The following is a 22,533-nucleotide window of genomic DNA, read 5'->3' as shown; positions in this document are numbered from 1 at the left end:
ATAACTGCGAATAATTCTTATTCACATGGCGCAAGAAGTCAACCGTTCCGACCGCATCCAGTGCTTGACTCAAGGCCAAGCGATGGAACTTGCGCACCGTCACACTGAACCCGAAGTACAAACTGGCGCTTGGAACCACCGGTCTGCGCTTCGGCCATGGTGATGAACATGGTGCAATGGGCCCGTTGCCGGGCCGTTGTGAGCCAACGGTGCGACTGCGTCCCCATCAAGGGCAATTCGCTTCAGCTCGTCACTCGATCCGACAGTTTGGTGCGGGAGAAGGGAGTCGCAGGGATGTCCGCGTCCGGATACAAGTCGGTCATCAGCTCGACCGTATCGGGGCGAGGCGGCAACAGCTCGCGGACAGCCTGTTTCTCGGTGATGCCCAGGATGAGCCCGATCTGCTCTTCGTCCGCTCCGCGGGCATCCAGGCGCAGCGCCACCGTGCGTCTCAAGGCCACGGCCGACAGACCTTGCATGTTGACGCGCTTGAAGATCTTGCGATAGGTGTCGAGCATCTGCCGGCACAAAAAGCGGGGACGGCCTTCGGCATCAAGGCAGTGCACGACGTAGGGCAGGCCGGCATCGTTCAGGAAAAGCCGGGCAGAGGCGTCGAACCCCCGGTAGGTCTCGCCCGCCTGCGGCGCCCTGCCCTGCTGGACAAGCCGATGGTCCAAATAGGCATCGATGGCCTTGATGGCCGCCGAACTCCGAAAAAACAGCGGACGCGGCTTCCGGTTGACCGACACCTCCGTCCGCATCTCGGAGCAACTGCGAACCGAGCCATCCGGATTCAGGTAGTCACCAATCTCAAGGCGGGCAACCTCCAGCGGTCGCGCACCCGTTGCCAGCACGATGTGGATGAGCGCCATGTCCCGCAAAGGCATCGGGCTGCGCAGGCCCGCGCGGCGGATGACCGTCCATACATCCTTGTCGGTAAGGATTTGCGGTTGCGCCGGCGGGCGCAGCTCACCCGCCTCGAAGCGGACAAGGGCAGCCTCGACGTCATCCTTGTGGGCGCGCAACTTGTGGACGTAACCCGTGGCCTCCGGATTGAACCCGTCGATTCCGACCTGTCGCTGCAACAACCTGGCAAGGCGCTTGACCCGATGTTCGATGGCAGTGCGGGTCAGGTGGTAGTCTGCGGCGACGGTGTCATAGGTCTCCCCGGCAAGAACTGCCCTCAGAATGGCGATGGACAGGCGGGTCGACTCACTGTGCATTTCAGGCGCGTGGCATACGGATTAACCTGCTTCCGATGCTCTCGTTGCACGCCCTGGCGAGACAGCCGAAATTCACCCCAAAGAAGGGAGAACTCGACATCAGCTCCGGACCGGCCAACAGTCCCGTCGATGCCTGGGCCCGCCAGCCCAACCTGCGTCGATCCGCGTCGCCCATGCACGCTCCACCAGTTGCACCCCCGTTCGAGGGATCCTTCGTGGTGGGACAAAGGCGTTACCGCCTGAACCAAACCTTCAGAACCCCCTCCTCGCCACCCACTCGGCAGTGATCGCCGCGATTCAAATCGGTTTGCCTTCCCGGCTGGCAGGCTGACGGGTAACACCACCATCCCCATCCGACCGCCGTTCGGGGGCTTTGAGAGAAGCGTTTCTGCTGCCATCGGGACACGCGGATCAAAGCGCGAGACACTGACCGGGCTCATGGGCCATCGCGGCCCGACGCTTGTCCTACGGGACATTCCGACACCGATCGGCGTCGCGGTCGATACCCGCCTTGCGACACGAACCTGCCACCCCGCCGCGCACGCGGGGGCTGGCAGAAACATGCTGCTCGCGCCGCTCGGCGCGCGGACATCGCTCGTTGCATCCCCTTCAGGACTTCCATCCCGACACGGGACTTCCTTCGAGGCCGCGCTGCATCGGTCCACTTCTTCAACCCTCATCGAGGAGCTCCACTCCTCATGACGGGACGGGGGACTCCTTGTTTATCAGGAGTCCTCAAGATGGCCAAAAAAGCCACAGATATCTCAGCGTCCTATTGGCTTCCGGGTTTCGAGCCCGACGCCACGCCATCCAACAGGCGGGTCGGCGCCTCGAATGTGCCGGCTGCGGAAACCCAGGCGACATCGATTCCGGGGCCGGTCACCAACGCCAGCCGCGATGAAGCCGCCGAAGTCCATGTCCTTCATGGGCGGAACTGGCGGCTCGCCGTCGCTGAAGCGAGCAGCACTGCTCGTGAGACCGTCCCGCCATTGCGCCCCGCCGATCTGGAAGGCCTGGGGAGCGCCGCGGCCAAGTTCGACGCCAACTTGCGCGCGATCGAGATGCTGACCCGCATCGAAACCGAGCGCCGCCCGCCGGACAAGGACGAGCGCCGCGCCATGGTGCGCTACACCGGCTGGGGCAGCCTCCCGGCGGCGTTCAATCCTGCCGGCAAGGAACCAGCCTGGAACGCTCGCGCCCAGCACTTGCAGGCCCTTCTGGGCGAAGCCGACTACGAGTCGGCGCGGGCCTCCGTCAACAACAGCCACTACACGTCGCTGGACGTGGTTGCCGGCCTGTGGGCAGCGGTTCAGCGCCTGGGTTTTGCGGGTGGGCGCGTCCTCGAACCCGCCGCCGGCATCGGCCACTTCATCGGTGTCATGCCGGAAACGCTGATGGCGAAGTCGCAGGTCACCGCAGTGGAAATCGACCGTCTGTCGGGCCGGATGCTGCAGGCGCTGTACGCGCCGGCCGGGGTCGCGGTGCATGTGGGGCCGTTCGAGAAGCAGTCTTTCCCGGATGGCTGGTTCGACCTGGTCATCGGCAACGTCCCTTTCGGCAACTACAAGGTGCCGGACACGAGCAACCGGCCCTACGCGGGCTTCAGCATCCACAACTACTTCATCGCCCGTTCACTGGATCTGGTTCGCCCTGGCGGCCTGGTGGTCCTGATCACCAGCAGCCACACGCTGGAGTCCTCCAGTACGGCCGTGCGCCGGCATCTCGCCTCGCAGGCTCACCTGCTGGGTGCGATCCGCCTGCCCATGGGCGCATTTGCCGAACTGGCGGGCACGGAAGTCCAGACCGACATCCTGATCCTGAAGAAGCGGGAAGGCTCGGAAGTGCTCGAAGGCGACTGGATCGAACGTACCCAGGCACCCGAAGCCTTGATCGACCCGAGCCGCCCGCGGCCCTACATGCCGGTCAATGCCTGGTATGCCCGGCATCCCGAGTGGGTGATCGGCCGCCTGCGCATGGAAAGCAACGGCTACGAGGAAGTGCCGACGGCGGTTTTCGAGGGCGACTTCGCGGCAGGCCTGTCCGAGCGGATCGCGATGTTGCCCGAGGGCTCCTATCGCGCCGCCAAGGCGGCTGCACGGATCGTGCACGCGCCCGTCCCCGCGGAACCTGGTGCAAGGCCAGGAACCTTCCGCATCCGCAACGGCTGGATCCACCGGGTGGACGGCGGCTCGCTCGTCGATGTCCACGAGCAGTTCAACGCCACCCAGCGGGCACGGATCACCGGCATGTGCGCGATCCGCGACCATGCCCGGGCCCTGCTGGACACCCAGTTGGCCGAAGACGGAGACGACAAGCTGCGGCCCTTGCGGTCCATGCTCAACGGCACCTACGACCGCTATGTGGCGAAGTACGGCTGCCTGTCGACGCGGGCCAATGCGCTCGCGTTCCGGCGCGACCCGGACTATCCGCTGCTGCTTTCGCTCGAGCACTACGACGAGGAAACGGATTCCGCCCGCAAGGCGGCCCTGTTCACCCAGCGGACGTTGAAGCGCATCACGGCGCCGACCTCGGCCGACGAGCCGACGGCGGCGCTGGCTGCGTCGATGCAGTGGCGCGGTCGCGTCGATCCTGGGTACATGGGAGAACTGCTGCGCGCTCCGGCAGACGCGGTGACAACCGCGTTGGCCGAAGCCGGGCACATCTTCCACGACCCATCCGACGACGAATGGAAGACGGCCGACGAATACCTGTCCGGCAACGTCAAGGTCAAGCTCGAGCAGGCCAGGATGGGTGGCGAGGCCTACCGGCGCAATGCCGAGGCCTTGGAGCGCGTACAGCCGGAGGACCTGCCGCCGGCGTCGATCGAGGTTCGCCTCGGCGCCGTCTGGATTCCGGCGGCTGACATCGAGACCTTCCTGCAAGAGGGTCTGGAACTCAAGGACTGCAAGGTCACCTATTCGGCCGAAGCAGGCGCCTGGTGGGTTCAGTACTCGGAATGGTCGGTGCGGCAAAGCGTCAAGGCGACCCAGGAATACGGCACCTCGCGCATGAACGCAGTGGAGCTCGTCCTGTGCGCGCTCAACGTACAGACGCCGACAGTCAAGGACTATGCGCCCGAGAAGGACGCCTACGTGGTCAACCCTACGGAAACCTTGGCCGCCCGGGAGAAGCTCGGCCTGCTGAAGGATCGCTTCGCCGCCTGGGCCTTCGAAGACATGGGCCGGCGCGAGCGGCTGTGCGCGCTCTACAACCGCCTGTTCAACGCCACCCGGCCGAGAACCTACGACGGTTCGCACCTGCTGCTGCCGGGCTTCTCGCAGTGCTTCAAGCTGCACCCGCAGCAGCCGAACGCGGTGTGGCGCATCGTGCAGTCCGGCAACACCGGGTTGTTCCACACGGTGGGCGCCGGCAAGACAGCGGTGTGCGTCATCGCCAGCATGGAGCTGCGCAGGCTGGGCTTCGCGTCCAAGCCCTGCCATGTGGTTCCGAACCACATGCTTCAAAGCTACACGGCGGAATTCGTCCGGCTCTATCCCCAGGCCTCAGTACTGATGGCCACGAAGGAAGACCTGGAAGGTGACCGCCGTCGGGAGCTCGTCTCGCGCATCGCCACCGGCGATTGGGATGCGGTGGTCATCACCCATTCGAGTTTCGAGCGTATCAAGACATCCCCCGAGTTTTCCGAGGGGTTCATCAAGGAGGTCATCCATGACATAGAACTGGCCGTGCGTGCGGCCAAGAGTGAAGACCGATCCAACCGGATCGTCAAGCAACTGGAGAAGATGAAGAAGAGCTGGGCCGCGCGCCTGGAAAAGTTGTCGGCGCAGGAACGCAAAGACGACCTGCTGACCTGGGAGCAACTGGGCATCGACTGGCTGTTCGTGGACGAAGCCCATTTGCACAAGAACCTGTTCCGTTTCTCCAAGATGCGGGTGGCGGGTCTGCCGATGGCGAGTTCCGAGCGTGCCTTCGATCTGTACCTGAAGACGCGCTACACGATGCAGTTGCACGGCAACCGCCAGCGTGGGGTGGTGTTCGCAACCGCGACGCCCGTGGCCAACACCATGGCCGAGATCCACACCATGCAGCGCTACCTGCAACCCAGGCGGCTCGCCGAGTTGGGCCTGCAGCAGTTCGATGCCTGGGCCGCTACCTTCGGGGAAGCGGTCACGGGGTTGGAGATCGCCCCGGACGGCAGCGGCTACCGGATGCACACGCGCTTCGCGCGCTTCATCAACGTGCCCGAGCTGATGTCGATTTTCGGGGAGGTGGCGGACATCCAGACCGCCGAGATGTTGAAGCTGCCGGTGCCCAAGCTGCGCGGTGGAAAGGCCCGCACCATGGCCTGCCCGCCGAGCCCGCAGTTGAAGGCTTTCGTGCAGACCCTGGTCGAACGTGCCGCGGCAATCCGCAGCGGTCATGTAAAGCCCGACGAGGACAACATGCTGGCGGTCACCAACGACGGCCGCAAGGCAGCGCTGGACTTCCGGCTGATCGCGCCCTCGGCGCGGTTCGACACGGAAGGCAAGGTGGCCGCGTGCGTGCGTGAAGTGTATGCCATCTGGCAGCGCACGACGCCAACGCGTGGTGCGCAGTTGATCTTCTGCGACATGTCGTCTCCCAAGGGCGGCAAAGCCTTCAGCGTCTACGAGGATCTGCGCATGCGGCTCATTGCCGCCGGCATTCCCGAAGAAGAGATCGCGTTCATCCATGACGCAGACACCGACGCCCAAAAGGCGAAGCTCTTCAAGGCAGTGCGGGAAGGCCGCATCCGCGTGCTGATCGGCTCGACCCAGAAGATGGGCATCGGCACCAACGTGCAGGACCGCCTGGTCGCCCAACACGACCTCGATGCGCCATGGCGCCCGTGCGACGTGGAACAGCGAGAGGGCCGCATCCTGCGGCAAGGCAACATGAACGAGGAGGTAGACATCTTCCGCTACGTGACCGAAGGATCCTTCGACGCGTATTCGTGGCAGACCCTGGAGACCAAAGCACGCTTTATCGCGCAGGTCATGCGCGGTGATCGGGCTATCCGCTCGGTCGAGGACGTGGCGCTCGCCACGCTGTCCTACGCCGAGGTGAAAGCCCTGGCGTCGGGCAACCCGCTCGTCATCGAGAAGGCGGGCGTGGACGCGGAGGTGGCCAAGCTCTCGACGCTCCACTGGGTGTGGCGCAACCAGCGCTATGCCAATGAGCGCGAGGTGGCCGATCTGCCGCTGTTGATTGCATCGCTGGAGAAGAAACTGGCGGCTCACGAGGCCGACCTGTCTCGGATGGAACCCCAAGCCATGGGCAACATCGCGGTGGAGATCGGCAAACAGCGTCTCGTCGGCCCGGATGCGGTTGGAGAGGCGTTGCGAGCGAGGGTGCTGGCAGTGAAGGAGGAAGCCACCCGTGGTCGGCTGCACGTGGCTCGCGTCGTCGGCCGCTTCGGCGGGTTCGACCTCAGCATCGTCTGCATCAACGGCGAACACACGCCGGTGTACCACCTGACGGGCAACGCCGTCTACGAGGCAGCGCCCTACCAAATGGGGCCGGCCCTCGTGGCGGGAATGCTCGCCACGCTCGACACCGTCAAGGATTCGGCCGACAAGGCCGGCACCCTGCTGCAAACACGCCGCAAGCGCCTGGTCGACCTGCAGGTCGAACTCGGCCGGCCGTTCGAGCATGCGCTTCGCCTGCAGACGCTACAAGCGCGGCAGGCCGAACTGATCGAGCAACTCGACCTCACGAAGGACGAGGCCGGCAGCCAGGCTGCTGACGCCGATGCTGGCGCAGCACTCGTCGCTGCATGATGGACTCCCCCCGGTCGCAAGGCTGGGGGGGCCTTTTTCGCTCCGCCAGAAAAGACGACTGAAACCGTTTCTAGAATGCATTAGAAGTCTTTAAGCCAACCTGAGGTTGACGCCAAGACCATCGAGAAGTATGCTGAAACCAACCCAATATTAATCTAGATTGATTTCAACATGCCTCGCCCTCTTCAACTGAGTCAGACCGCGCCTTTCGCGGTGAAGGATGGCGCCCAACGCATCGGCGAGCGGCTGACGATGGCCCGCAAGCGCCGCCGGCTGACCCTGCGCGAGTTGGCGTCCAAGGCGGGCATCAGCTACGACACCGCGCGTGCCGTGGAAGCCGGCAACTTGCAAACCGGCCTGGGGGCCTACCTGGCCATGCTGTGGGCGATGGGCCTGGAATCCGAGATTCAGGCATTTGCCGACCCCGAACGAGACGAAGAAGGCAAGCAACTGGAGATCACGCGCCTGCCGCAACGGGTCCGCCACCGCAAGGAAAACCTCGATGGCGAGTTCTGACCAGCGCGCCTACGTCTACCTCCAGTTGCCGCAGTCTATGGAGGTCGTGACGGCGGGGTTCTACGAACTGGCTTTCCCGCAAGGGGTGCCGACGGGCTCGTTCGTCTACAACCCGGCCTATCTGCAACGCACCGACGCGGTGCCGCTGGAGCCCTACGAATTGCCCCTGGCGCCCAGGCGTACGCAGACGGTCAAGCTCAAAGGCATCTTCGGCGCCCTGCGCGACGCATCTCCCGATGCCTGGGGCCGTCGCATCATCGAGAAGCACACCGGACGAACCGACCTCACCGAGGTCGACTACTTGCTGCACTCTCCCGAAGACCGCGCGGGCGCCCTGTCCTTCGGTCGCAACAAGCTGCCTCCCGCCCCGATCCGCAAGTTCAACCAGGTCATCCAGCTGGAAGCCCTGCTCGCCGCGGCCGAACAGTTCATGGAAGACGAGGCGGCTGGCCGGCCGGGCGTGCCGGAACAGATGCGCGAGCTTCTGCAGCCCGGCACCTCCATGGGCGGCGCCCGGCCAAAGAACGTGGTCGAGGATGCCGAAGGCTTGTGGCTCGCCAAATTCCCGGACAGGAGCGACAAGTGGAACAACGCGCGTGTCGAAGGCGCGATGCTTGCGCTGGCGCAGGAGTGCGGCCTGCGCGTTGCCAGGCACCGCATCGAGACGGTCGCCGGCAAGGACGTGCTGCTCGTGCAGCGCTTCGACCGCACGCTGACCGCTGACGGCTACCTTCGACATCGCATGGTCAGCGGCCTGACCGCGCTGGACGCGGAGGACTCGCATGGCGATCGGGCCAAGTGGTCCTACCTGCTGCTGGCCGACGAACTGCGGCGGCGCAGCGCACGATCGGCTCAAGACCTTGAAGAGATCTTTCGGCGCATGGTGTTCAACGCCCTCATCTCGAACACCGATGACCACCCTCGTAACCACGCCTTGATCGCGACCACGGACAAGTGGGAGCTGTCACCGGCGTACGACCTGACGCCCAACCCGCTCACCAGCGCCGAAAAGCGGGACCTCGCCATGACCTGCGGAAGCTTCAACCGCTACGCGAACCGCGCCAATCTGCTCTCGCAACATGCGCAGTTCAAGCTCTCCCTGGCGCAGGCAACAGACATCGTCAACCAGATTCAGCAGGTGGTGACGGCGCGCTGGCATGCGGCGCTACGGCAACAAGGCGCAACGCCCGCCGACTGCGACACGCTGGCCGGCGCATTCAACTATCCAGGCTTCGAACTGGATCCCGTCGTGGTGCTCGCAGATCAGTAGACCCACCCACCCGGCTCGTGCAATGTTCCAAAGGAAGGATGCGTCCATGCCCCCCTCACCCGAAGCACTCGAACAAGCCTGCGCGGACTACCGGCAGTATCTCCACGCGATCCTCGAGCCCGCGATGGCGGAACTGCGGGCCGATATCGCTGCGCGGAGCGTCCAGCTGCATCGGATCTTCGGCGCCAACCTGTTCCTCGCCCATGCCGTCGACTACATCCTGGCGATTCGCAAGACAGCCGGCCTCGATGACCGCAGGAGCGAGTTCGTCCGGCGTTTCGATGAACTGTTCTGCGTGGACGGCGCACGCCTCAGCAATCGGAAGTTCGAGCTCATCGATGCCATCAACAACGCGCTCAAGCACATCCGGCTCGACCCGGAGCGGTACCGTGCGCTCGAGCAGCGCTACGGCCCGATTTCCTTTCAGAGCCTCTACGAAGAAGAAGGGCGCGTGCTGTGCCTGCTGGAAGGCTACCGCTTTGACTACGTCCGTGTCGTGCTGCTTCCTGCTTGCCAAGCCTTGCTGAACTGGGCGTTCGAGACCACCGAGGAGGTTCTGGAATTCGCCCGCGGCGAGTTCCAGATCAGCCGCTGGTCTGCCGACGACGAGTTGATGGCCTCGGACGATCCGGCCGATGCCATTGATCAGATGATCGTCCGCTGCAACCCCGAGTGCCAGTACTGCGGCGAGCACGAGCAGGACTGCTACTGCGCGGAGTTCGTCTTCGAAGGCGAACAAGGTCGATTCGAACCGCTGTTCCACGCTGATTTCGACTTCGATACGGTCATGTCCAGGATTTCGGGGGCATACGCCCGGAACACATGAGACAGCCTCCGCCACCAGAGGCCAAGGACAAAGGACGAAGCCGACGCAGCGCTCGTCGCTGCAGGACGGAATCCCCCGGTCGCAAGACTAGGGGATTGTCCGTAGCCAGCCCGCTGGATCAGGCACGGGATACCCGAGGGACGCTCATCTCTCAGCGCCACCTCAAGCAGTTGAGCTCGCTACGTGTCCAGCACAGTGACCGGCGCTTGCGGCATTCTCACAGCATTAGTAAAATTTCTGGCACAGTTTTTTATTAGCAACAACCGCTATTTAAGCCGCCTTAACTTACGCGCCATGCCCACCAGCGACACCTCGCAAGACACCCTGCCGACGAATCCCAGAATCGGGCACTACGTGTCGACCGTGGCCTTCGACGAAACCGTCAACGCCTACGTTCCGCCCGCCCTGCCTCCTGAACCACCACTGGCACTCTCTGCGCAGTTGCTCCAGCGGTTGAGCGAGGCCGACCGGGCGATCGGCCGGCTCGATGGCGTGGCCATGCTGCTCCCGGACAAGGCGCTGTTCCTCTACATGTACGTCCGCAAGGAGGCGGTCCTGTCCTCGCAGATCGAAGGTACCCAGTCCACCCTGGACGATCTGCTCCAGTTCGAGAACGCGGCGCTGGCCGGCAAGCCGCTCGACGACATCACCGAGGTGTCCAACTACGTGGACGCGATGATGTACGGACTGGATGTCCTGCGTGACCCGAAGGGATTGCCACTGTGCCTGCGCCTGCTGCGGGACATGCACGCTCGTCTTCTTCAGAAGGGGCGCGGGCAAAACAAGAGTCCTGGCGAATTCCGCCGCTCCCAGAACTGGCTCGGGGGCACCCGGCCGGGCAATGCCCACTATGTGCCACCGCCGGTTGGCGAAATGGAAAAGTGCCTGGGAGACCTCGAACGCTTTCTCCATGACGATTCCGCCATCATCCCGCCGCTCATCAAGGCAGGCATGCTGCATGTGCAGTTCGAATCCATCCACCCATTCCTGGATGGCAATGGGCGTCTGGGCCGTCTGATGATCGCCCTTTTCCTGGTCGAGAAGAAGATCCTTCACGAACCGTTGCTGTACCTGAGCCTGTACCTCAAGACCCATCGGGAGCAGTACTACCGCTTGCTGCAGGACGTTCGGCTGCGCGGGGACTGGGAAACCTGGACAGAGTTCTTCCTCACCGGCGTGGCAGAGACCGCCAACAACGCCTATGAGAGTGCCATGCGCATCGTGGCCCTGTTCCAGACAGACAGGGAACGCATTGCAACCTGTGGCGAACAGACCAACTCCATGCTCCGCGTGCATGAACTGCTGCAAACGCACCCGTTTCTCAATGCCGCACAAGTCCAGCAGAAGGCCGGCCTCAGTGCGCCTACCGTCAACAAGGCCTTCGAGACGCTGGAGAAGCTCCAAATCGTGGGTGAGATCACCGGCAAACAGCGTGGTCGTGTCTATGCCTATACGGAGTTCCTGAAGATCCTGGAAAGCGGAACCGAGGTGCAGCCGCCTGCCCAGCCTGTGGGGTAGCCCATCATGAGCAAACTCACGCCCCGCGAGAAAGCCTCGCAGCGTTTCGCGTGGATCTTCTTCGCTGCAGGCTGCCTGCTGACAGGCGCGCTCCAGGCCACCGTGGGCCTGTACTTCACGCACCACTACTTCGTCGCGCACTTCCTACTCGGACTGTTTCTGCCCTTTGCCTTCTTCGGCATAGGCGGCATGCCCTTGACCTTCTGGATCGGGCTGGCGCTCACCGCCACTTGGCATTTCGGTTATGAGTTCTGGGAAGACCAGCTCGATCGCCCGGTCTACACGCTGGACTGGGATCAGATCATCTCCGGCGCCTTCGGCCTGGTTGCAGCTTGGCTGACCTACCGCGCGTGGAATCGCCGTTTTGATCGCAGCGCCGCCGCAGACCCAAACCAGTAGCACACCTTCAGCCGATAGGCCATCGGCCACCAGACTGAAGTCGAATCCAGACGGGTGACCGACCGGGTGTGCCGATCACCCGTCTGCCGCGCCATCGCCTCCTTGCGCTTCGATCCATGCACGGATGTCCTCCGCGCGCCAGGCGGTGATGCGCCCGGATATCTTGACGGGTGCGGGGAAGGTCTTCGCCCTGACCTTGCGCCACAAGGTCGAGTGCGAGAAGGGAAGGAATTGCAGCAAGCGCGCTTCACGCAGGAAGCCGGTTTGCGGCAGGACGGGCGGTGCGTCCTGGGAGACGCGTGCAGGCCTTGACGCCTGCCAGGACGGGATTGCGGTGGGCATGTTCGGTTCCTCATGGATGCCGAGGTTCATGACCCCCTCTGTCGCGATCGTGCTAGGCCAGGTTCGATACGATCGCTAGGGAAGCAAACACAGGACATGCCGTCGGCTTCCCGGGCGACGGCAAAAGGGCGAAATACACTCATGGCTGGCCTAGCGGCCCGCTTCGAAGAACAGGAGAAATGAACGATCTCGCGCTGGATCGGCGAGTCTCTTTCAGCAGGGCGGGTGACGTCCGCTACGTCCGGGCGTGACGGTCACGCCGCGAAGAACCAGGCCCTGCCCGCTTGCGGCGCGGGAAGGCATGACTGGTTCCGGTACGGTAACGCACGTCACGACAGCCACGCAACACCCCTTGCCACGCTACGGCACGACACCACACCCAAACGCCCTGTTGGCGCGAGAGATGGGTGGCGCAGGGCACACAAGCCGCCCAAGCAGCGGCCTCCACCGGGCTCAGTCATCGACCTCGGGACCGCTCTGCGCCTCGGGAGTGGGCGTCTCGAGCACCAAGGACTCAACCCGTTGATCGAGAGGCTCGTCCGCCACGGCGGTGAGCGTTTCAACGGTGCCCCGTTCGGCGAGATCGTCAGCCGCATCCGCGTCACCCTCATCATCCCCTTCAAGCCTCGCGCGCACAGCCCCAGGGGAAGCCGATGCGCCACCGGCAGCGGCCGCAGCCAGCGCGTTCATGCGACGGCGCAGCCCCGTTGCCAGGCTGCGCGCCGAGTTCGCCACGTCACGAACCTGGCGCTTGAGCGTTGCTCGCTGGATGTCGAGCGCCTGGGTGGTGATGACCTCGTGGATCTCCAGCGTCTGCAACAAGGGCATCAACTGGTCGAGCTTGCCGATCAGGTCCAGGTAGCGCCGGCCGGTCGAGGAGATGATCCCGACCTCGATTTCCAGGGCCTGCGTGTCGTAGGTGGCCGAACTCGTGATGCCGTTGGCCTGGAACAGCGCTTCCGCACCGTCGATGGCCTTGTTGAGCGCTTCGGCCACCGTGTCGATACGCGCCTTGATGGCCGCCTCGACCTTGGCCACGTCGTCCGAATCCAGGCGCGTGCGCGCCAGCACGGAAATGAAGTGGGCGTTGAGCTGCAAAGTGCTGAAGAAGCGCACGAACAGGCGCTTACCTTCGGCGCTGGTCAGACGCGTGACCACCTTGATGCTGGCGGCTTCGACGCGCCGGAAATCCACCTTCGCCTCGCGCGCCAGGATGCGTGCGTTCACCGCGCCTTCGTCGGTCTTGACGATCTGCGTGCCGGAGAATGTAGTTGCCATGGGGATACCTCTCTGCTGTCGACTTGACGCAGATCGTCCTCGCCTGGCAGGTTCAACTCCACCCGAATATCCCGTCCAAACCGCCCGAATTTGCCATCACCTGGTGGACTTCGCCGCCGGAAGGATTGACCGACCGAAGTCCGCGCGGCAATCTTCGACGCATGCAGTAGCTGGCCCTGCGCACCACCCTGGCGAGCCCTTGAGTCCACCGTGGATCACGCCGTGATCCCCGCCGCCATCGCTTTCCCGTTGGCGGCCGAGTCCCGCACCGAAACATGCTTTCGAGGCGGGAGCTCTTCGCTCCCGTGCCGAAAGCAGTTTTCTCAGCGGTAGCTGGCACACCGTCATCCGGCGGATCGTCCGCCCCAAGCCAGCCATTCTCTTCACCGGCCGATGTCCTTTGGGCATCGGCCTTTTCCAACCCCGTGGGGCATTCGCCCCCCTGGGTGCGTCGTGCCCCCTATTTCTTCAGGAGGCCACGATGCCGCGCACAAACCTTCAGCCGGTCACTGTCCGCACCGGCGACACACCGCTGCCGCCCCGCCATTTTCCCTATGTGGCGTACGCAGCGAACAACCCACAGGCGGTGGAACACCAACTCGATACCAGCGGCGACGAGCCCATCGAGTGGACGGAAGAAGACGTCGTCTTTCTCCATTGCCTGCTGCTCGACGAGTTGAACGGATTGGCAGACCCCGCCACGCCGCTCGAAGAAAAGCTCGACACCCTGCGCTGGGTCTTCACCGATCCGGACAAGGACGACAAGCCTTTTTCCTTTGCCAGTTGCGTACGCGTCGTCGGCTGCAGTCCGCTGTCGACCTACGCCTACTGCGGCCTGGTCGATCTGGAAGCCTTCCGCGACCTGCTGCTGTTCAACGTCCGGCGCTGGATGCGCGAATCGCTGAACCGCTTCCCACCTTGGGTCAGCGAAGCCCTCTCGCACAACCTGCAGTGGGCCTCCACGCGGCTGAGCAAGAACCCGCAGTGGCTCAACGAGCAGATCAAACGCAAGACCGTGCAAGGCGACCTCTTCGTGTGAAAGCGACCCTTGCAACCCTTCTTCGAGGGCCTTTGCGGCCCTCATTTCGTATCGAAGGAGACGTCATGACGACGTTGAAAGACATCCGTGCACTGCTGGCCATCCTGGCCTGCTACGGCATCGCCGGCCGCATGGACTACGACGACGCCTTGCGTCACGAAGAGTACATGCGCAGCAGAAGCGTCGAACGGCTGGCCTGCGTCCATGACGTCCACCCGACGCGCACGGACGCGCCGCCGGCAGACCGCAACGCGCTGGCAGCAACAGCCCCGGATCTCGGCTGCGAGATGACATCTTTTTAGGAGAGGCAATCATGCAATTGCACATTCACCGCCAGAACCACGCCACCTTCAGCTCGCTGCAGCGCGTGCGTGGTCTGACCGAGATCGAGTTCCTCGTCAAGGAAAGCGAAGTCCTCACCGGCAACGCCGGCCGCGTCTTCGTGATCTCCGGCGCCGACCACTTGGCGTACCGGGTGCGCTGGCACCCCGCGATCATCGAAGTCGAACGACTGGATGCCGACGGCGCGGTTCTCGATACCCAGCATCTGCTGCCAGGTGACTTTGCGACACACAGCGTCGTCGAGGCCCTGATGGCCGGTCAGCTCTACACGGCACCGGTGCACACCAAGCACTGACCATTCTTCATTCAACCCTTGGCGGGCCTGCTCCCGCGAGGGGAGCGGATCCGCTTGCACTCACAGGAGCAAGCCATGGAACACGTCCATGTCCGCATCAACGAAGAAGGAACGCTGCGCAACCAGCGCTACGCGTTCAGTGACCGGTTCACGCTGATCACCGAGTTGCTTCAGAACGGGCGCCGCGCTGGCGCGACGCTGATCGAGGTCAGCCACGATCCCGCCTCCCAGACCCTTCGGGTCATCGACGACGGCCACGGCATCGATGACTTCAGCAAGTTGCTGACGTTCAACGAATCGGGTTGGAATGAAGCCGTGCAGGCCGAGGAACATCCCTTCGGCGCGGGCTTCTCGCGTTGCCTGTACGCATCGGCGCGCTGCATCGTCACTTCGCGCGGCAAGCGCATCGACTTCGAAACCGAGAGCGCCTTGTCGAAAGCGCCGATCGCGGTGGAAGCAGTCGGCGACAATCGGATCGCAGGGACGCGCATCGAACTCCACGGCGTGGACTTGCCGGACCTGGCGTCCCGCATCGAGGAGCTGTGCAAGGGATTCGCCGTGCCCATCGAGTTCAACGGCAGGCCGATTCCCCGCATGCATGCGCTGACCGAGTTGCGCCCGCTGGCGACACCGATCGGAGACATCCACCTGATCGGCACACACAGCGGTCGGCACGCCACGGGCATCGTGGCCTATCTGCAGGGCTTTCGCGTGATGACGCTGCCCAACTACGTCCACTACGACGAAGCGCCGAACGTGGTTCATCTGAATTCGCAGGAGTTTCTGGCTCGTCTGCCCGACCGGGATACGCTGATCGACGCGGACGTCCAGGAGGTGAAGATCCGGGAACAAGTCCGGATGGCGTGGCGCGACGCCCTCCTGCATCGCAAGGCGCAGCTGGCATCCGCGGAGTTCGTCGAGGACTTCTTTGACGTCATGCGGTTTCACCGGCACCTGGATCTGCTCAACGATGCCTCGGTACTACCGCGCCAGGTCTGCGAACGCATCGAGGGCTACCCCATGCAGTCGAACTCGCCTTATGGCTGCTACCTGGGGCAACCGCCTGCCCACCTACGCCGCGCTCAGATCGAGCAAGGACAGGTGAAGCTGGTCAAGCTCGACTGGATGGACGGCACGAACAGCGCGAAATGGATGCTGGCACGGGCCAATGGCTATGTCGTGCTGGGCAGCAGCCAGTTGGACGACGGACACTGGATTCACCCCTACCTCGTTGACTTGAACGAGCAAACGGTCGAGGTGACGGCGACCAATCGGCGCGTCGACACCTCCATCGAGACCGAGTGGATCTCCGCCGAGGTCATCCTGTGCGATGAGGTTTCCGTGCGCATCGGCGAAGATTCGGTCACCCTGACCGACGAAGGGCTGTACCACGATGGCCGTTTCTACATCCCGAATGGCGAGCACTCCGGCCTCGTGGTCCGACAGTGCGCGTCCTATGTCGACGGCAACGACAGATCCTACGAATCGGACATGAATGCCGACATGGATGCGCTCGAACATCTGATCCGTCGCCTGCGCATGACCAATCCGGTCGAGGCGATGCGCTCGCTGCTCAAAGATCTGCAGTCGAACCGCTATCCGTGCCTGCACGGTCAGACCTTCCAGGTCCGCATCGAGCAGGACGCAGATGAGCACGCGGTCGAACTGATCGCGTGAATCGGGCGTTGCGGCGGGGGTGATTCACCCCTGCCCGTGGCGCTGATTTTTCAGGGGAGCGTGCAGATGCACCTCCCCTGCCTTCAACGCTGGCCATTCGGCCACGTACCCAGCCCGCACGTCCGCCCTCCAAGGCGCTGACGTGCGTCTTGCCCAGTCCCGCATCCGAGTCCGGTCGCCTTCGCGATCCGACCTTGCGCCTGGGCGTTTCTTCATGGAGATCGCCATGACCAACGAAGAGTATCAGCGTCGCATCGACGACGCGAAGGCCCGTGCCCATGGCCGCTGGCCGGAGATCCTGCTGCACCTGGGACTGGAACCCCAGATGATCAAGAAGCGCGCCAACATGCCCTGCCCTTTCTGCGGCGGCGAGGATCGCTTCCAATTCACAGACAAGTTCCGCGAAGGCAACTATCACTGCCGAAGCTGCGGCGCCGGCGGCGGTTTCCAGCTTGCGCAACAGGTGACCGGCATGAACTTTCATGACGTCCTGGCCGCGGTGGAGCGATACCTCGGCCTGAATCCAAGGCCTCAGGCACCTCGCAGCAGCGAGCCGTCCGATGAGTACATGCGAAAGCTCGTGCGGCAGATATGGAATGAGTCGCAGCCCATCAGCAACGGCGATGAGGTCGACCGCTACCTGACGTCGCGCGGATTGTCCTTCCCCGAATACCCCTCGGTGCTGCGCTTCCACCCGAAGCTTGCCTACTACCGCAAGGACGAACACGGCAAGTCGCGCAAGGTCGCCGAATATGCCGCGATGGTGGCGCGGGTCGATGGTCCCGATGGAGAGATCCGAGCAGTGAATCGAATCTACCTGCCGAACGGCCGCAAACTCGGCACCGACGACACCAAGAAGGTGCTCGGCTCCGGTATCGCTGGCTTGCCTGTCAAGCTGTTCGAAGCGACCGACGAGTTGGTGGTCACCGAGGGCATCGAGAAGGGGCTGGCGTTGCACCTTGCAACGAGCAAACCCACCTGGGCGCTGCTCGGCGCGGGCAATTTCGAGCAACTCGTGATTCCCGACAGCGTGACCAAGCTCTGGATCTACGGCGACAACGATGCTGATGGCGATTTCACGGGTCAACACTTCGCTTTTTCACTCGCGCGGCGCGCCAGACGAGAGCAAAAAGAAGGTGTCCGGCGTGAAGTCCAGGTGTTCATCCCGAAGTGCCCCGACGCCGACTGGTCCGACATCTGGTTTCGCCGCTGGCAAGCCCGGTTGCAGCAAGCCCCAGCGCGGGAGTCCCCGCCACGGCCTGCCGTGCGGGTGAAAGCCAAGCTCCGGCAAGCCGCATAACGGCATTGAGGGTGCAGCCACGCGCTGCACCCGCCTTTTCAGTGGCATTCGCCTGGATGCCAGCGAAAAGGTTTTTCCCCGGGAGCCCTGCTCCCACGGTAGTTGCCATACCAGCCACGCCCCTGGCGTGACGAAGGCAGCCTTGAAGCCCATGCGCGACCTGTTCGCGCCGTCATCGGGCCAGCCATCCGGCCGGCCTTCATCAACCCCAGCGGGGACGCGCTCCCCGCCCGGGGTCGGCCGTCCCCGCCTTTCATTTGGAGATTTCCATGAAAAGTGGACGTACCCTCACCGCGCTTGCCCAGGAACTGGATCGTCAGCTCGCCGGCAAGAAGGACTATGTGGTCCCCTCCCCGCTCGTGCACCACACGACGCGCGAAGACGGCGACACCGTGCTGGAGATCGATGCGCCCGAAACGCCGCGTCCCTTCGAAGTCACGCCGCTGGCCCGCCGGCAACTCGCCGACAAGCTGAAGATTCCGCTCGCGTACTTCGAGCGAATGCGCACGGAGCAACCGGAACTGCTCGACCGCAACGTCAACACGTGGCTGCAGCAAGAAGAAGCTCGCCCCATGCTGCGTACGCTCGACGGCCGGGTTCGTGCCGTGCTGTCGAACCGCTACCGCTGCCTCGACAACGTCGACCTCGCCCAAAGCGTCCTACCCATCCTGGGTCAGTTCCAGGACGGCACCTTCGAATCGGTCGAACTGACCGAGACGCGGATGTACATCAAGTTCGTCCTGCCCCGTTTGCAATACGAGATGCGGGTGGGCGACGTGGTGCAGGCCGGCATCGTGGTCACCAACTCCGAAGTCGGCCTCGGCACGCTGGCCGTGCAGCCCCTGGTCTACCGGCTGGTGTGCAGCAACGGCATGATCGCCGCGGATCAGTCGATCCGCAAAACCCACCTTGGTCGAGCCCTGGGCAACGACGACGGCGTGACGATCTTCCAGGAGGACACGCGCCAGGCCGACGACAAGGCCTTCTTCCTGCAGGTCCGCGACGTCGTCCGCTCCGCGCTGTCCGAAGACACCTTCAGGCAGATCGCGATGAAAATGCAGAAGACGATGGGCATCGAGCTCAAGGCCAGCCCCGTGAAGACGGTCGAGGTGCTGCGCCAGCGCTACACGCTGAGCGAGGAGGAAGGCGACGGTGTACTCAACCACCTCATCCGAGGCGGCGATCTGTCCGGCTACGGCCTGGTCAATGCGGTGACGCGATACAGCCAGGACGTCGAGGACTACGACCGGGCCACGGAATTCGAGGCGCTGGGCGGCAAGCTCATCGAACTGTCCGGCCGCGAATGGAAAGATCTGGCTGAAGCGGCTTGATCCGATAGACGGTGCAGGGCGTGGGAGGAATGACCTCTCTCACGCCCTGCCTAAGCATTCCAGGAGCAAAAAACATGGGAATACGACACTACCCCGACGAGGCCCGCATCTACGCGTAGACATGGCGATGGCGCAATCTTTCCTCGATCTCGATCCGATCAGCCATGATCGCCCTGGATCCTACAGGCTGCTACCTGGTCTTTGTATTGACCAAAAACCCGTGCAGCTACTCCACACGCCGCCACCGAGACCTTTCAACTTGGGCGGAGTGTCTCTCATACCAGACATTCAATTGATTCCCCTCATTTGAAAATGCCGGCAATTCGATCATGCTTCTTTACTGCCAGTTCCGGAAATTCAAACCAAGCATTTTCGTTTCGGTTTCAATTTCGCGATGAGAAGCCGGTGTCTATACGCAAGCCCCGGCTGCAACGTGTTTTGCGGATCGCTGCCAACGGGCGGCCGTTGACCGTCTGTATACCCGCCGAATAGTCTGGACTCCAACGACGCATTCGCTTGGCGGGTCATCCACCTGACGATGAAATTGGCATTCGACTGCGTGTCTTTTCAAAGACTGCGTGGAGAATGCGATGGGTCGACTCGAACTCTCGCATGTTCAGATCGCGAATTTGAACATGCTCCTCTTGATCGCCGAATGCGTGAAGCGCGATCACGCGATCGCTTGCAGCCGATTCGGACTCGACGCAGACCAGGCTGAGTTCCTCGCCACGCTGGCTTACCAGGAGATCCTGGTGCTCGTGGCCCATTTGGGTGACGAGTGCCTGTTCCCGCCACGCACCGACCTGATTCAGGTGCTCTCCTGGCCGCCGCAGCTGGCCAACGCGATGCTATTGGCACACCCGCCCCAACCGAGCCGCCCGGTGCGCCCGAGTGAGGCCATGTCGCCCATGTCGCCTGCTTCGCTCCATCCCTGTGGCGAGCCGTTGTCCGAATGAACCACGAGCGCAATCTGCTCCACGCACAGCGGCACATTCGCGCGCTCGCTCTGGCAACCGAATGCGCAGAACTCGGCGCCCGGATCCGCACCATGCAGTTGCTGACGGGCCTCTCGCCCAGCCAGTTGCAGCACCTCTTCCGCCACCCCTTGAGCGGCCCCCGCCGCGGGCGCCACCCGGACTCTCGCGAGTGGTACCACACCGCCAATCTTCTGTGCCGCACCGAAGCCTCCATCGTCGTGGTGCTCTTCAGGCGCCTGGCCGCACGCGGCATCGATCCCCCCAACGCCCTCATCGGCGCCTACCGCCACTATGCCGCCGCTTGCAAGACGGCGCCGCGCATCACCTTCGATCGCGCCTTCGATCTCGTCGCCCACACCACGGGCCGCTGGTTCGTCACGGGCCGCAGCTTCTCGGTGTTCACCTGCCCCGAATGCCAAAGCGAATACCTGACCAGCCTCAGCCTCGCTCCGATGAGCAACCACGAATGCCCCTTCTGCAAGCTGCTCAAGCGCTACACAAAGGATCCGCGCATCCAGGCGAGCTATCCCGTGCGGCCCACGCCACGCGTCGCTCAGATGCTGTGGATCCGCTCGCTCTGGTTCGAGCCCCGCGGCGAGCAGCCAAACGCGAATTCGGCCTGATCTGGCGTCATTTCCCAGTGGGCAGTTGAGGCCGCGCGCCGCACGATGGGCCATCCCATGTCGCGTTCGAGCCCAACCCGATGTCCGCCGATTCGACCAGCCCGCTCTCCGGATACGGAGCGAGCCTCGCAGAATTCCGCTACCCCTCCGTCGATCCCGGCATTCCCGTGTTCGAGGTCGATGCGCTGCTCGACGCGCATCGGGAATTGATCGACCGAATCAAGCTGTGCTTCGGGATGGATCGTGCCAGCTTCGAGCAGTCGGTACGGCCGCTGTTGCAGCGCTATGCAGCCTTCGTTCATCTGTTGCCCTGCACCGCTGACAACTACTTCCACGAGCCCGGCGGCTTGCTACGCATCGGTCTGGAAACCGCGTTCTATGCGCTCCAAGGCACCGATGCCCACATCTTCTCAGGACGCGCCACCATCACCGAGCGGCGCAACCTGGAACCGCGCTGGCGTCAGGCCACCTTCATCGCCGGCTTGTGCTGCGAGCTGCATCGCCCGCTCAGCCACCTCATTGTCACGGATGAGGCGGGCAACGAATGGTCGCCCTACCTCGGCCCTCTGACCGACTGGCTCAAGGCCCATCAGGTCACACGCTATTTCCTCAAATGGCGGCCCAACGCACTCGAAAGCCGCCCTCTGGGTCTGTTCGCACTCCCCCACGTCGTCGCCGCCGACGTGCTGCAAGACCTCGCCAACGGCAACACGCAGATCGTGCCGCACCTGCTCGCCACAATCGCCGGCCTCCCGATCTACCGCGATCACAACGTCCTGGAGACGCTTGTCCGGCGCGCACTGGCCCTCGTCATCGACCGTTTCCTGCTCGCCAGCGCACAGCGCTACGGCAAGCCTCAGCTCGGTTCCCATCTCGAACGCTACCTCGTCGATGCACTGCGCCGCCTCGTCGTGGCCAATGCGAGCTGGACACCGAACGCGGACAAGTCGCGGGTCTGGTACGGCAACGACGGGATGTTCATCATCTGGCCCAGTGCCGCGGACGACGTCCGCAAGCTCCTGGAGGCCGACCAGTTGCCTGGCATCCCGAAGGCCCCGGAAACCATCCTCGAAGTGCTGCTGACCGCCGGGGTGCTCTCGGCGCAAGAGGGCGGCAAGGCAACCTGGCTCATTCATCCGCCGACCGGCAAGACGGCACTCGAAGCCGTCAAACTCAGCGCACCCGGCATCCTGTACGCCGAGTTGGACAAGCTGCCCGAGGCCTTGTCGCTGTCACTGCTGACGCCGCCGCCTCCCGCCGGGCCATCGGCATCGCCCGCCTCGACCGCAAGCTCCCCGCAGGTTTCCCCAACGGCGGCCCGACGCCGCATCCGCACGGCCCCCTCCGACACGGCAGAGACACAAGCCGCCGAACCGCCGCCAGAACAACTGCCGCTCAGCGCCGTGCCGCTCTCGGCTCCGTCCGACCAGGGCACCTCCCCAGCAACCAGCGACCCGACGCCCTCGGATCCCCCCGCACCGGCCGCGCCCCCCGAATCCCCCAAGCTGCTCGCCCCATTGCGCCTGCCCTTGACCGTCCGCGATGCGCTGCAGGACATCGTCGCCACGCTCGGCGGCGCAGAGGAAGGATGGTGGGCCGCATTGCCGGCGCAAGACGGTCTGTTCATTCCGCTCGCGTCGCTGGCCACGCGCAAGCTGACGCCCCCCGCAGCCATACGTGCGATGAACGAGGCGGGAATGCTCGTCACGGCCTCACCCCTGACCCGCTCGTTCCAGGGCCAGGAAGTCGTCGGCATCCTGCTCGCGGCTCGGCACGTGCAGGGCATGCCGCAAGCTGCGGCAAGCGGAGCGCAGTGAC

General features: G+C 63.8%; 18 protein-coding genes. 15 read left to right on the top strand and 3 right to left on the bottom strand.

Translation table 11 applies throughout. From position 1 onward, the window contains the following. Nucleotides 1-242 precede the first annotated feature (242 nt). Nucleotides 243-1,223 carry a site-specific integrase gene (locus tag L6Q67_RS03215; RefSeq protein ID WP_166300411.1) on the bottom strand — a complete coding sequence of 327 codons (981 nt, stop codon included), beginning with the start codon at nt 1,221-1,223 and terminating at the stop codon, nt 243-245. A 740-nt stretch (nt 1,224-1,963) separates the two neighbouring features. Here L6Q67_RS03215 and L6Q67_RS03210 point away from each other — a divergent pair. The 6 genes from L6Q67_RS03210 to L6Q67_RS03185 all read left to right on the top strand — a co-directional run bounded on the left by L6Q67_RS03210 (nt 1,964) and on the right by L6Q67_RS03185 (nt 11,511). Continuing rightward, nucleotides 1,964-6,982, top strand: coding sequence for a DEAD/DEAH box helicase (locus tag L6Q67_RS03210; RefSeq protein ID WP_296565149.1), 5,019 nt, complete (start codon nt 1,964-1,966; stop codon nt 6,980-6,982). A 171-nt stretch (nt 6,983-7,153) separates the two neighbouring features. Next, complete coding sequence (locus L6Q67_RS03205; RefSeq protein WP_296565147.1) at nt 7,154-7,498, top strand: RodZ family helix-turn-helix domain-containing protein; 345 nt, start codon at nt 7,154-7,156, stop codon at nt 7,496-7,498. After that, the gene (locus tag L6Q67_RS03200) at nt 7,485-8,768 is read left to right on the top strand and encodes a type II toxin-antitoxin system HipA family toxin (RefSeq protein WP_166300406.1); all 1,284 of its coding nucleotides are present in this window, start codon (nt 7,485-7,487) and stop codon (nt 8,766-8,768) included. Before L6Q67_RS03205 ends, L6Q67_RS03200 begins: the two co-directional genes overlap by 14 nt. A gap of 46 nt (nt 8,769-8,814) precedes the next feature. After that, complete coding sequence (locus L6Q67_RS03195) at nt 8,815-9,594, top strand: hypothetical protein (RefSeq protein WP_166300403.1); 780 nt, start codon at nt 8,815-8,817, stop codon at nt 9,592-9,594. A gap of 183 nt (nt 9,595-9,777) precedes the next feature. Further along, nucleotides 9,778-11,112, top strand: a complete 1,335-nt coding sequence (locus L6Q67_RS03190) for a Fic family protein (protein ID WP_240939346.1) — start codon at nt 9,778-9,780, stop codon at nt 11,110-11,112. 6 nt (nt 11,113-11,118) lie between these two features. Then, on the top strand, nt 11,119-11,511 hold the full coding sequence (locus tag L6Q67_RS03185) for a hypothetical protein (RefSeq protein ID WP_166300400.1): 393 nt from the start codon (nt 11,119-11,121) through the stop codon (nt 11,509-11,511). A gap of 75 nt (nt 11,512-11,586) precedes the next feature. On the opposite strand, the gene L6Q67_RS03180 is transcribed toward L6Q67_RS03185, so the two are convergent. Continuing rightward, the gene (locus L6Q67_RS03180; RefSeq protein ID WP_166300398.1) at nt 11,587-11,883 is read right to left on the bottom strand and encodes an AlpA family transcriptional regulator; all 297 of its coding nucleotides are present in this window, start codon (nt 11,881-11,883) and stop codon (nt 11,587-11,589) included. Nucleotides 11,884-12,306: 423 nt separating this feature from the next. Continuing rightward, nucleotides 12,307-13,131 (bottom strand): AcaB family transcriptional regulator, encoded by an 825-nt coding sequence (locus tag L6Q67_RS03175; RefSeq protein ID WP_166300396.1) that lies wholly within the window; start codon nt 13,129-13,131, stop codon nt 12,307-12,309. Nucleotides 13,132-13,612: 481 nt separating this feature from the next. Here L6Q67_RS03175 and L6Q67_RS03170 point away from each other — a divergent pair, with 481 nt between their 5' ends. From L6Q67_RS03170 to mobH, 9 genes are all read left to right on the top strand, one after another. Next, nucleotides 13,613-14,170, top strand: coding sequence for a hypothetical protein (locus L6Q67_RS03170; protein WP_296565122.1), 558 nt, complete (start codon nt 13,613-13,615; stop codon nt 14,168-14,170). A gap of 65 nt (nt 14,171-14,235) precedes the next feature. After that, nucleotides 14,236-14,472 (top strand): hypothetical protein, encoded by a 237-nt coding sequence (locus tag L6Q67_RS03165; RefSeq protein ID WP_296565119.1) that lies wholly within the window; start codon nt 14,236-14,238, stop codon nt 14,470-14,472. Nucleotides 14,473-14,483: 11 nt separating this feature from the next. Further along, entirely contained in the window at nt 14,484-14,807 is a 324-nt protein-coding gene (locus tag L6Q67_RS03160) for a hypothetical protein (RefSeq protein ID WP_296565115.1), read from the top strand. Nucleotides 14,808-14,882: 75 nt separating this feature from the next. Then, nucleotides 14,883-16,484 carry an ATP-binding protein gene (locus tag L6Q67_RS03155; RefSeq protein WP_296565113.1) on the top strand — a complete coding sequence of 534 codons (1,602 nt, stop codon included), beginning with the start codon at nt 14,883-14,885 and terminating at the stop codon, nt 16,482-16,484. Nucleotides 16,485-16,710: 226 nt separating this feature from the next. Continuing rightward, nucleotides 16,711-17,784 carry a toprim domain-containing protein gene (locus tag L6Q67_RS03150; RefSeq protein ID WP_296565110.1) on the top strand — a complete coding sequence of 358 codons (1,074 nt, stop codon included), beginning with the start codon at nt 16,711-16,713 and terminating at the stop codon, nt 17,782-17,784. A gap of 269 nt (nt 17,785-18,053) precedes the next feature. After that, a complete protein-coding gene (locus L6Q67_RS03145) occupies nt 18,054-19,115 on the top strand; it encodes a DUF932 domain-containing protein (RefSeq protein ID WP_296565107.1) in 1,062 nt (353 codons plus the stop codon). Between the two features lie 590 nt (nt 19,116-19,705). Further along, nucleotides 19,706-20,071 carry a flagellar transcriptional regulator FlhD gene (locus L6Q67_RS03140; RefSeq protein ID WP_296565104.1) on the top strand — a complete coding sequence of 122 codons (366 nt, stop codon included), beginning with the start codon at nt 19,706-19,708 and terminating at the stop codon, nt 20,069-20,071. Beyond that, entirely contained in the window at nt 20,068-20,715 is a 648-nt protein-coding gene (locus tag L6Q67_RS03135; RefSeq protein WP_296565101.1) for a FlhC family transcriptional regulator, read from the top strand. The genes L6Q67_RS03140 and L6Q67_RS03135 overlap by 4 nt, the downstream gene beginning before the upstream one ends. An 80-nt stretch (nt 20,716-20,795) precedes the next feature. Further along, nucleotides 20,796-22,532 carry a MobH family relaxase gene (gene mobH / locus L6Q67_RS03130; protein ID WP_296565098.1) on the top strand — a complete coding sequence of 579 codons (1,737 nt, stop codon included), beginning with the start codon at nt 20,796-20,798 and terminating at the stop codon, nt 22,530-22,532. Nucleotide 22,533 lies beyond the last annotated feature (1 nt).

This window comes from Zoogloea sp. (assembly GCF_023150065.1).
In the GTDB taxonomy this organism is placed as follows: domain Bacteria; phylum Pseudomonadota; class Gammaproteobacteria; order Burkholderiales; family Rhodocyclaceae; genus Zoogloea.
Note: the sequence above shows the minus strand (reverse complement) of the source record. Positions and strands in the feature narration are given on the sequence as shown.

Excerpts from the sequence above, each read along its gene's own strand:
- L6Q67_RS03155 (WP_296565113.1), top strand. The coding sequence starts at position 14,883 with ATGGAACACGTCCATGTCCGCATCAACGAAGAAGGAACGCTGCGCAAC.
- L6Q67_RS03205 (WP_296565147.1), top strand. The coding sequence starts at position 7,154 with ATGCCTCGCCCTCTTCAACTGAGTCAGACCGCGCCTTTCGCGGTGAAG.
- L6Q67_RS03135 (WP_296565101.1), top strand. The coding sequence starts at position 20,068 with ATGAACCACGAGCGCAATCTGCTCCACGCACAGCGGCACATTCGCGCG.
- L6Q67_RS03215 (WP_166300411.1), bottom strand. The coding sequence starts at position 1,223 with ATGCACAGTGAGTCGACCCGCCTGTCCATCGCCATTCTGAGGGCAGTT.
- L6Q67_RS03185 (WP_166300400.1), top strand. The coding sequence starts at position 11,119 with ATGAGCAAACTCACGCCCCGCGAGAAAGCCTCGCAGCGTTTCGCGTGG.
- L6Q67_RS03145 (WP_296565107.1), top strand. The coding sequence starts at position 18,054 with ATGAAAAGTGGACGTACCCTCACCGCGCTTGCCCAGGAACTGGATCGT.
- L6Q67_RS03175 (WP_166300396.1), bottom strand. The coding sequence starts at position 13,131 with ATGGCAACTACATTCTCCGGCACGCAGATCGTCAAGACCGACGAAGGC.
- L6Q67_RS03160 (WP_296565115.1), top strand. The coding sequence starts at position 14,484 with ATGCAATTGCACATTCACCGCCAGAACCACGCCACCTTCAGCTCGCTG.
- L6Q67_RS03195 (WP_166300403.1), top strand. The coding sequence starts at position 8,815 with ATGCCCCCCTCACCCGAAGCACTCGAACAAGCCTGCGCGGACTACCGG.
- L6Q67_RS03180 (WP_166300398.1), bottom strand. The coding sequence starts at position 11,883 with ATGAACCTCGGCATCCATGAGGAACCGAACATGCCCACCGCAATCCCG.
- L6Q67_RS03150 (WP_296565110.1), top strand. The coding sequence starts at position 16,711 with ATGACCAACGAAGAGTATCAGCGTCGCATCGACGACGCGAAGGCCCGT.
- L6Q67_RS03210 (WP_296565149.1), top strand. The coding sequence starts at position 1,964 with ATGGCCAAAAAAGCCACAGATATCTCAGCGTCCTATTGGCTTCCGGGT.
- mobH (WP_296565098.1), top strand. The coding sequence starts at position 20,796 with ATGTCCGCCGATTCGACCAGCCCGCTCTCCGGATACGGAGCGAGCCTC.
- L6Q67_RS03140 (WP_296565104.1), top strand. The coding sequence starts at position 19,706 with ATGGGTCGACTCGAACTCTCGCATGTTCAGATCGCGAATTTGAACATG.
- L6Q67_RS03165 (WP_296565119.1), top strand. The coding sequence starts at position 14,236 with ATGACGACGTTGAAAGACATCCGTGCACTGCTGGCCATCCTGGCCTGC.
- L6Q67_RS03170 (WP_296565122.1), top strand. The coding sequence starts at position 13,613 with ATGCCGCGCACAAACCTTCAGCCGGTCACTGTCCGCACCGGCGACACA.
- L6Q67_RS03200 (WP_166300406.1), top strand. The coding sequence starts at position 7,485 with ATGGCGAGTTCTGACCAGCGCGCCTACGTCTACCTCCAGTTGCCGCAG.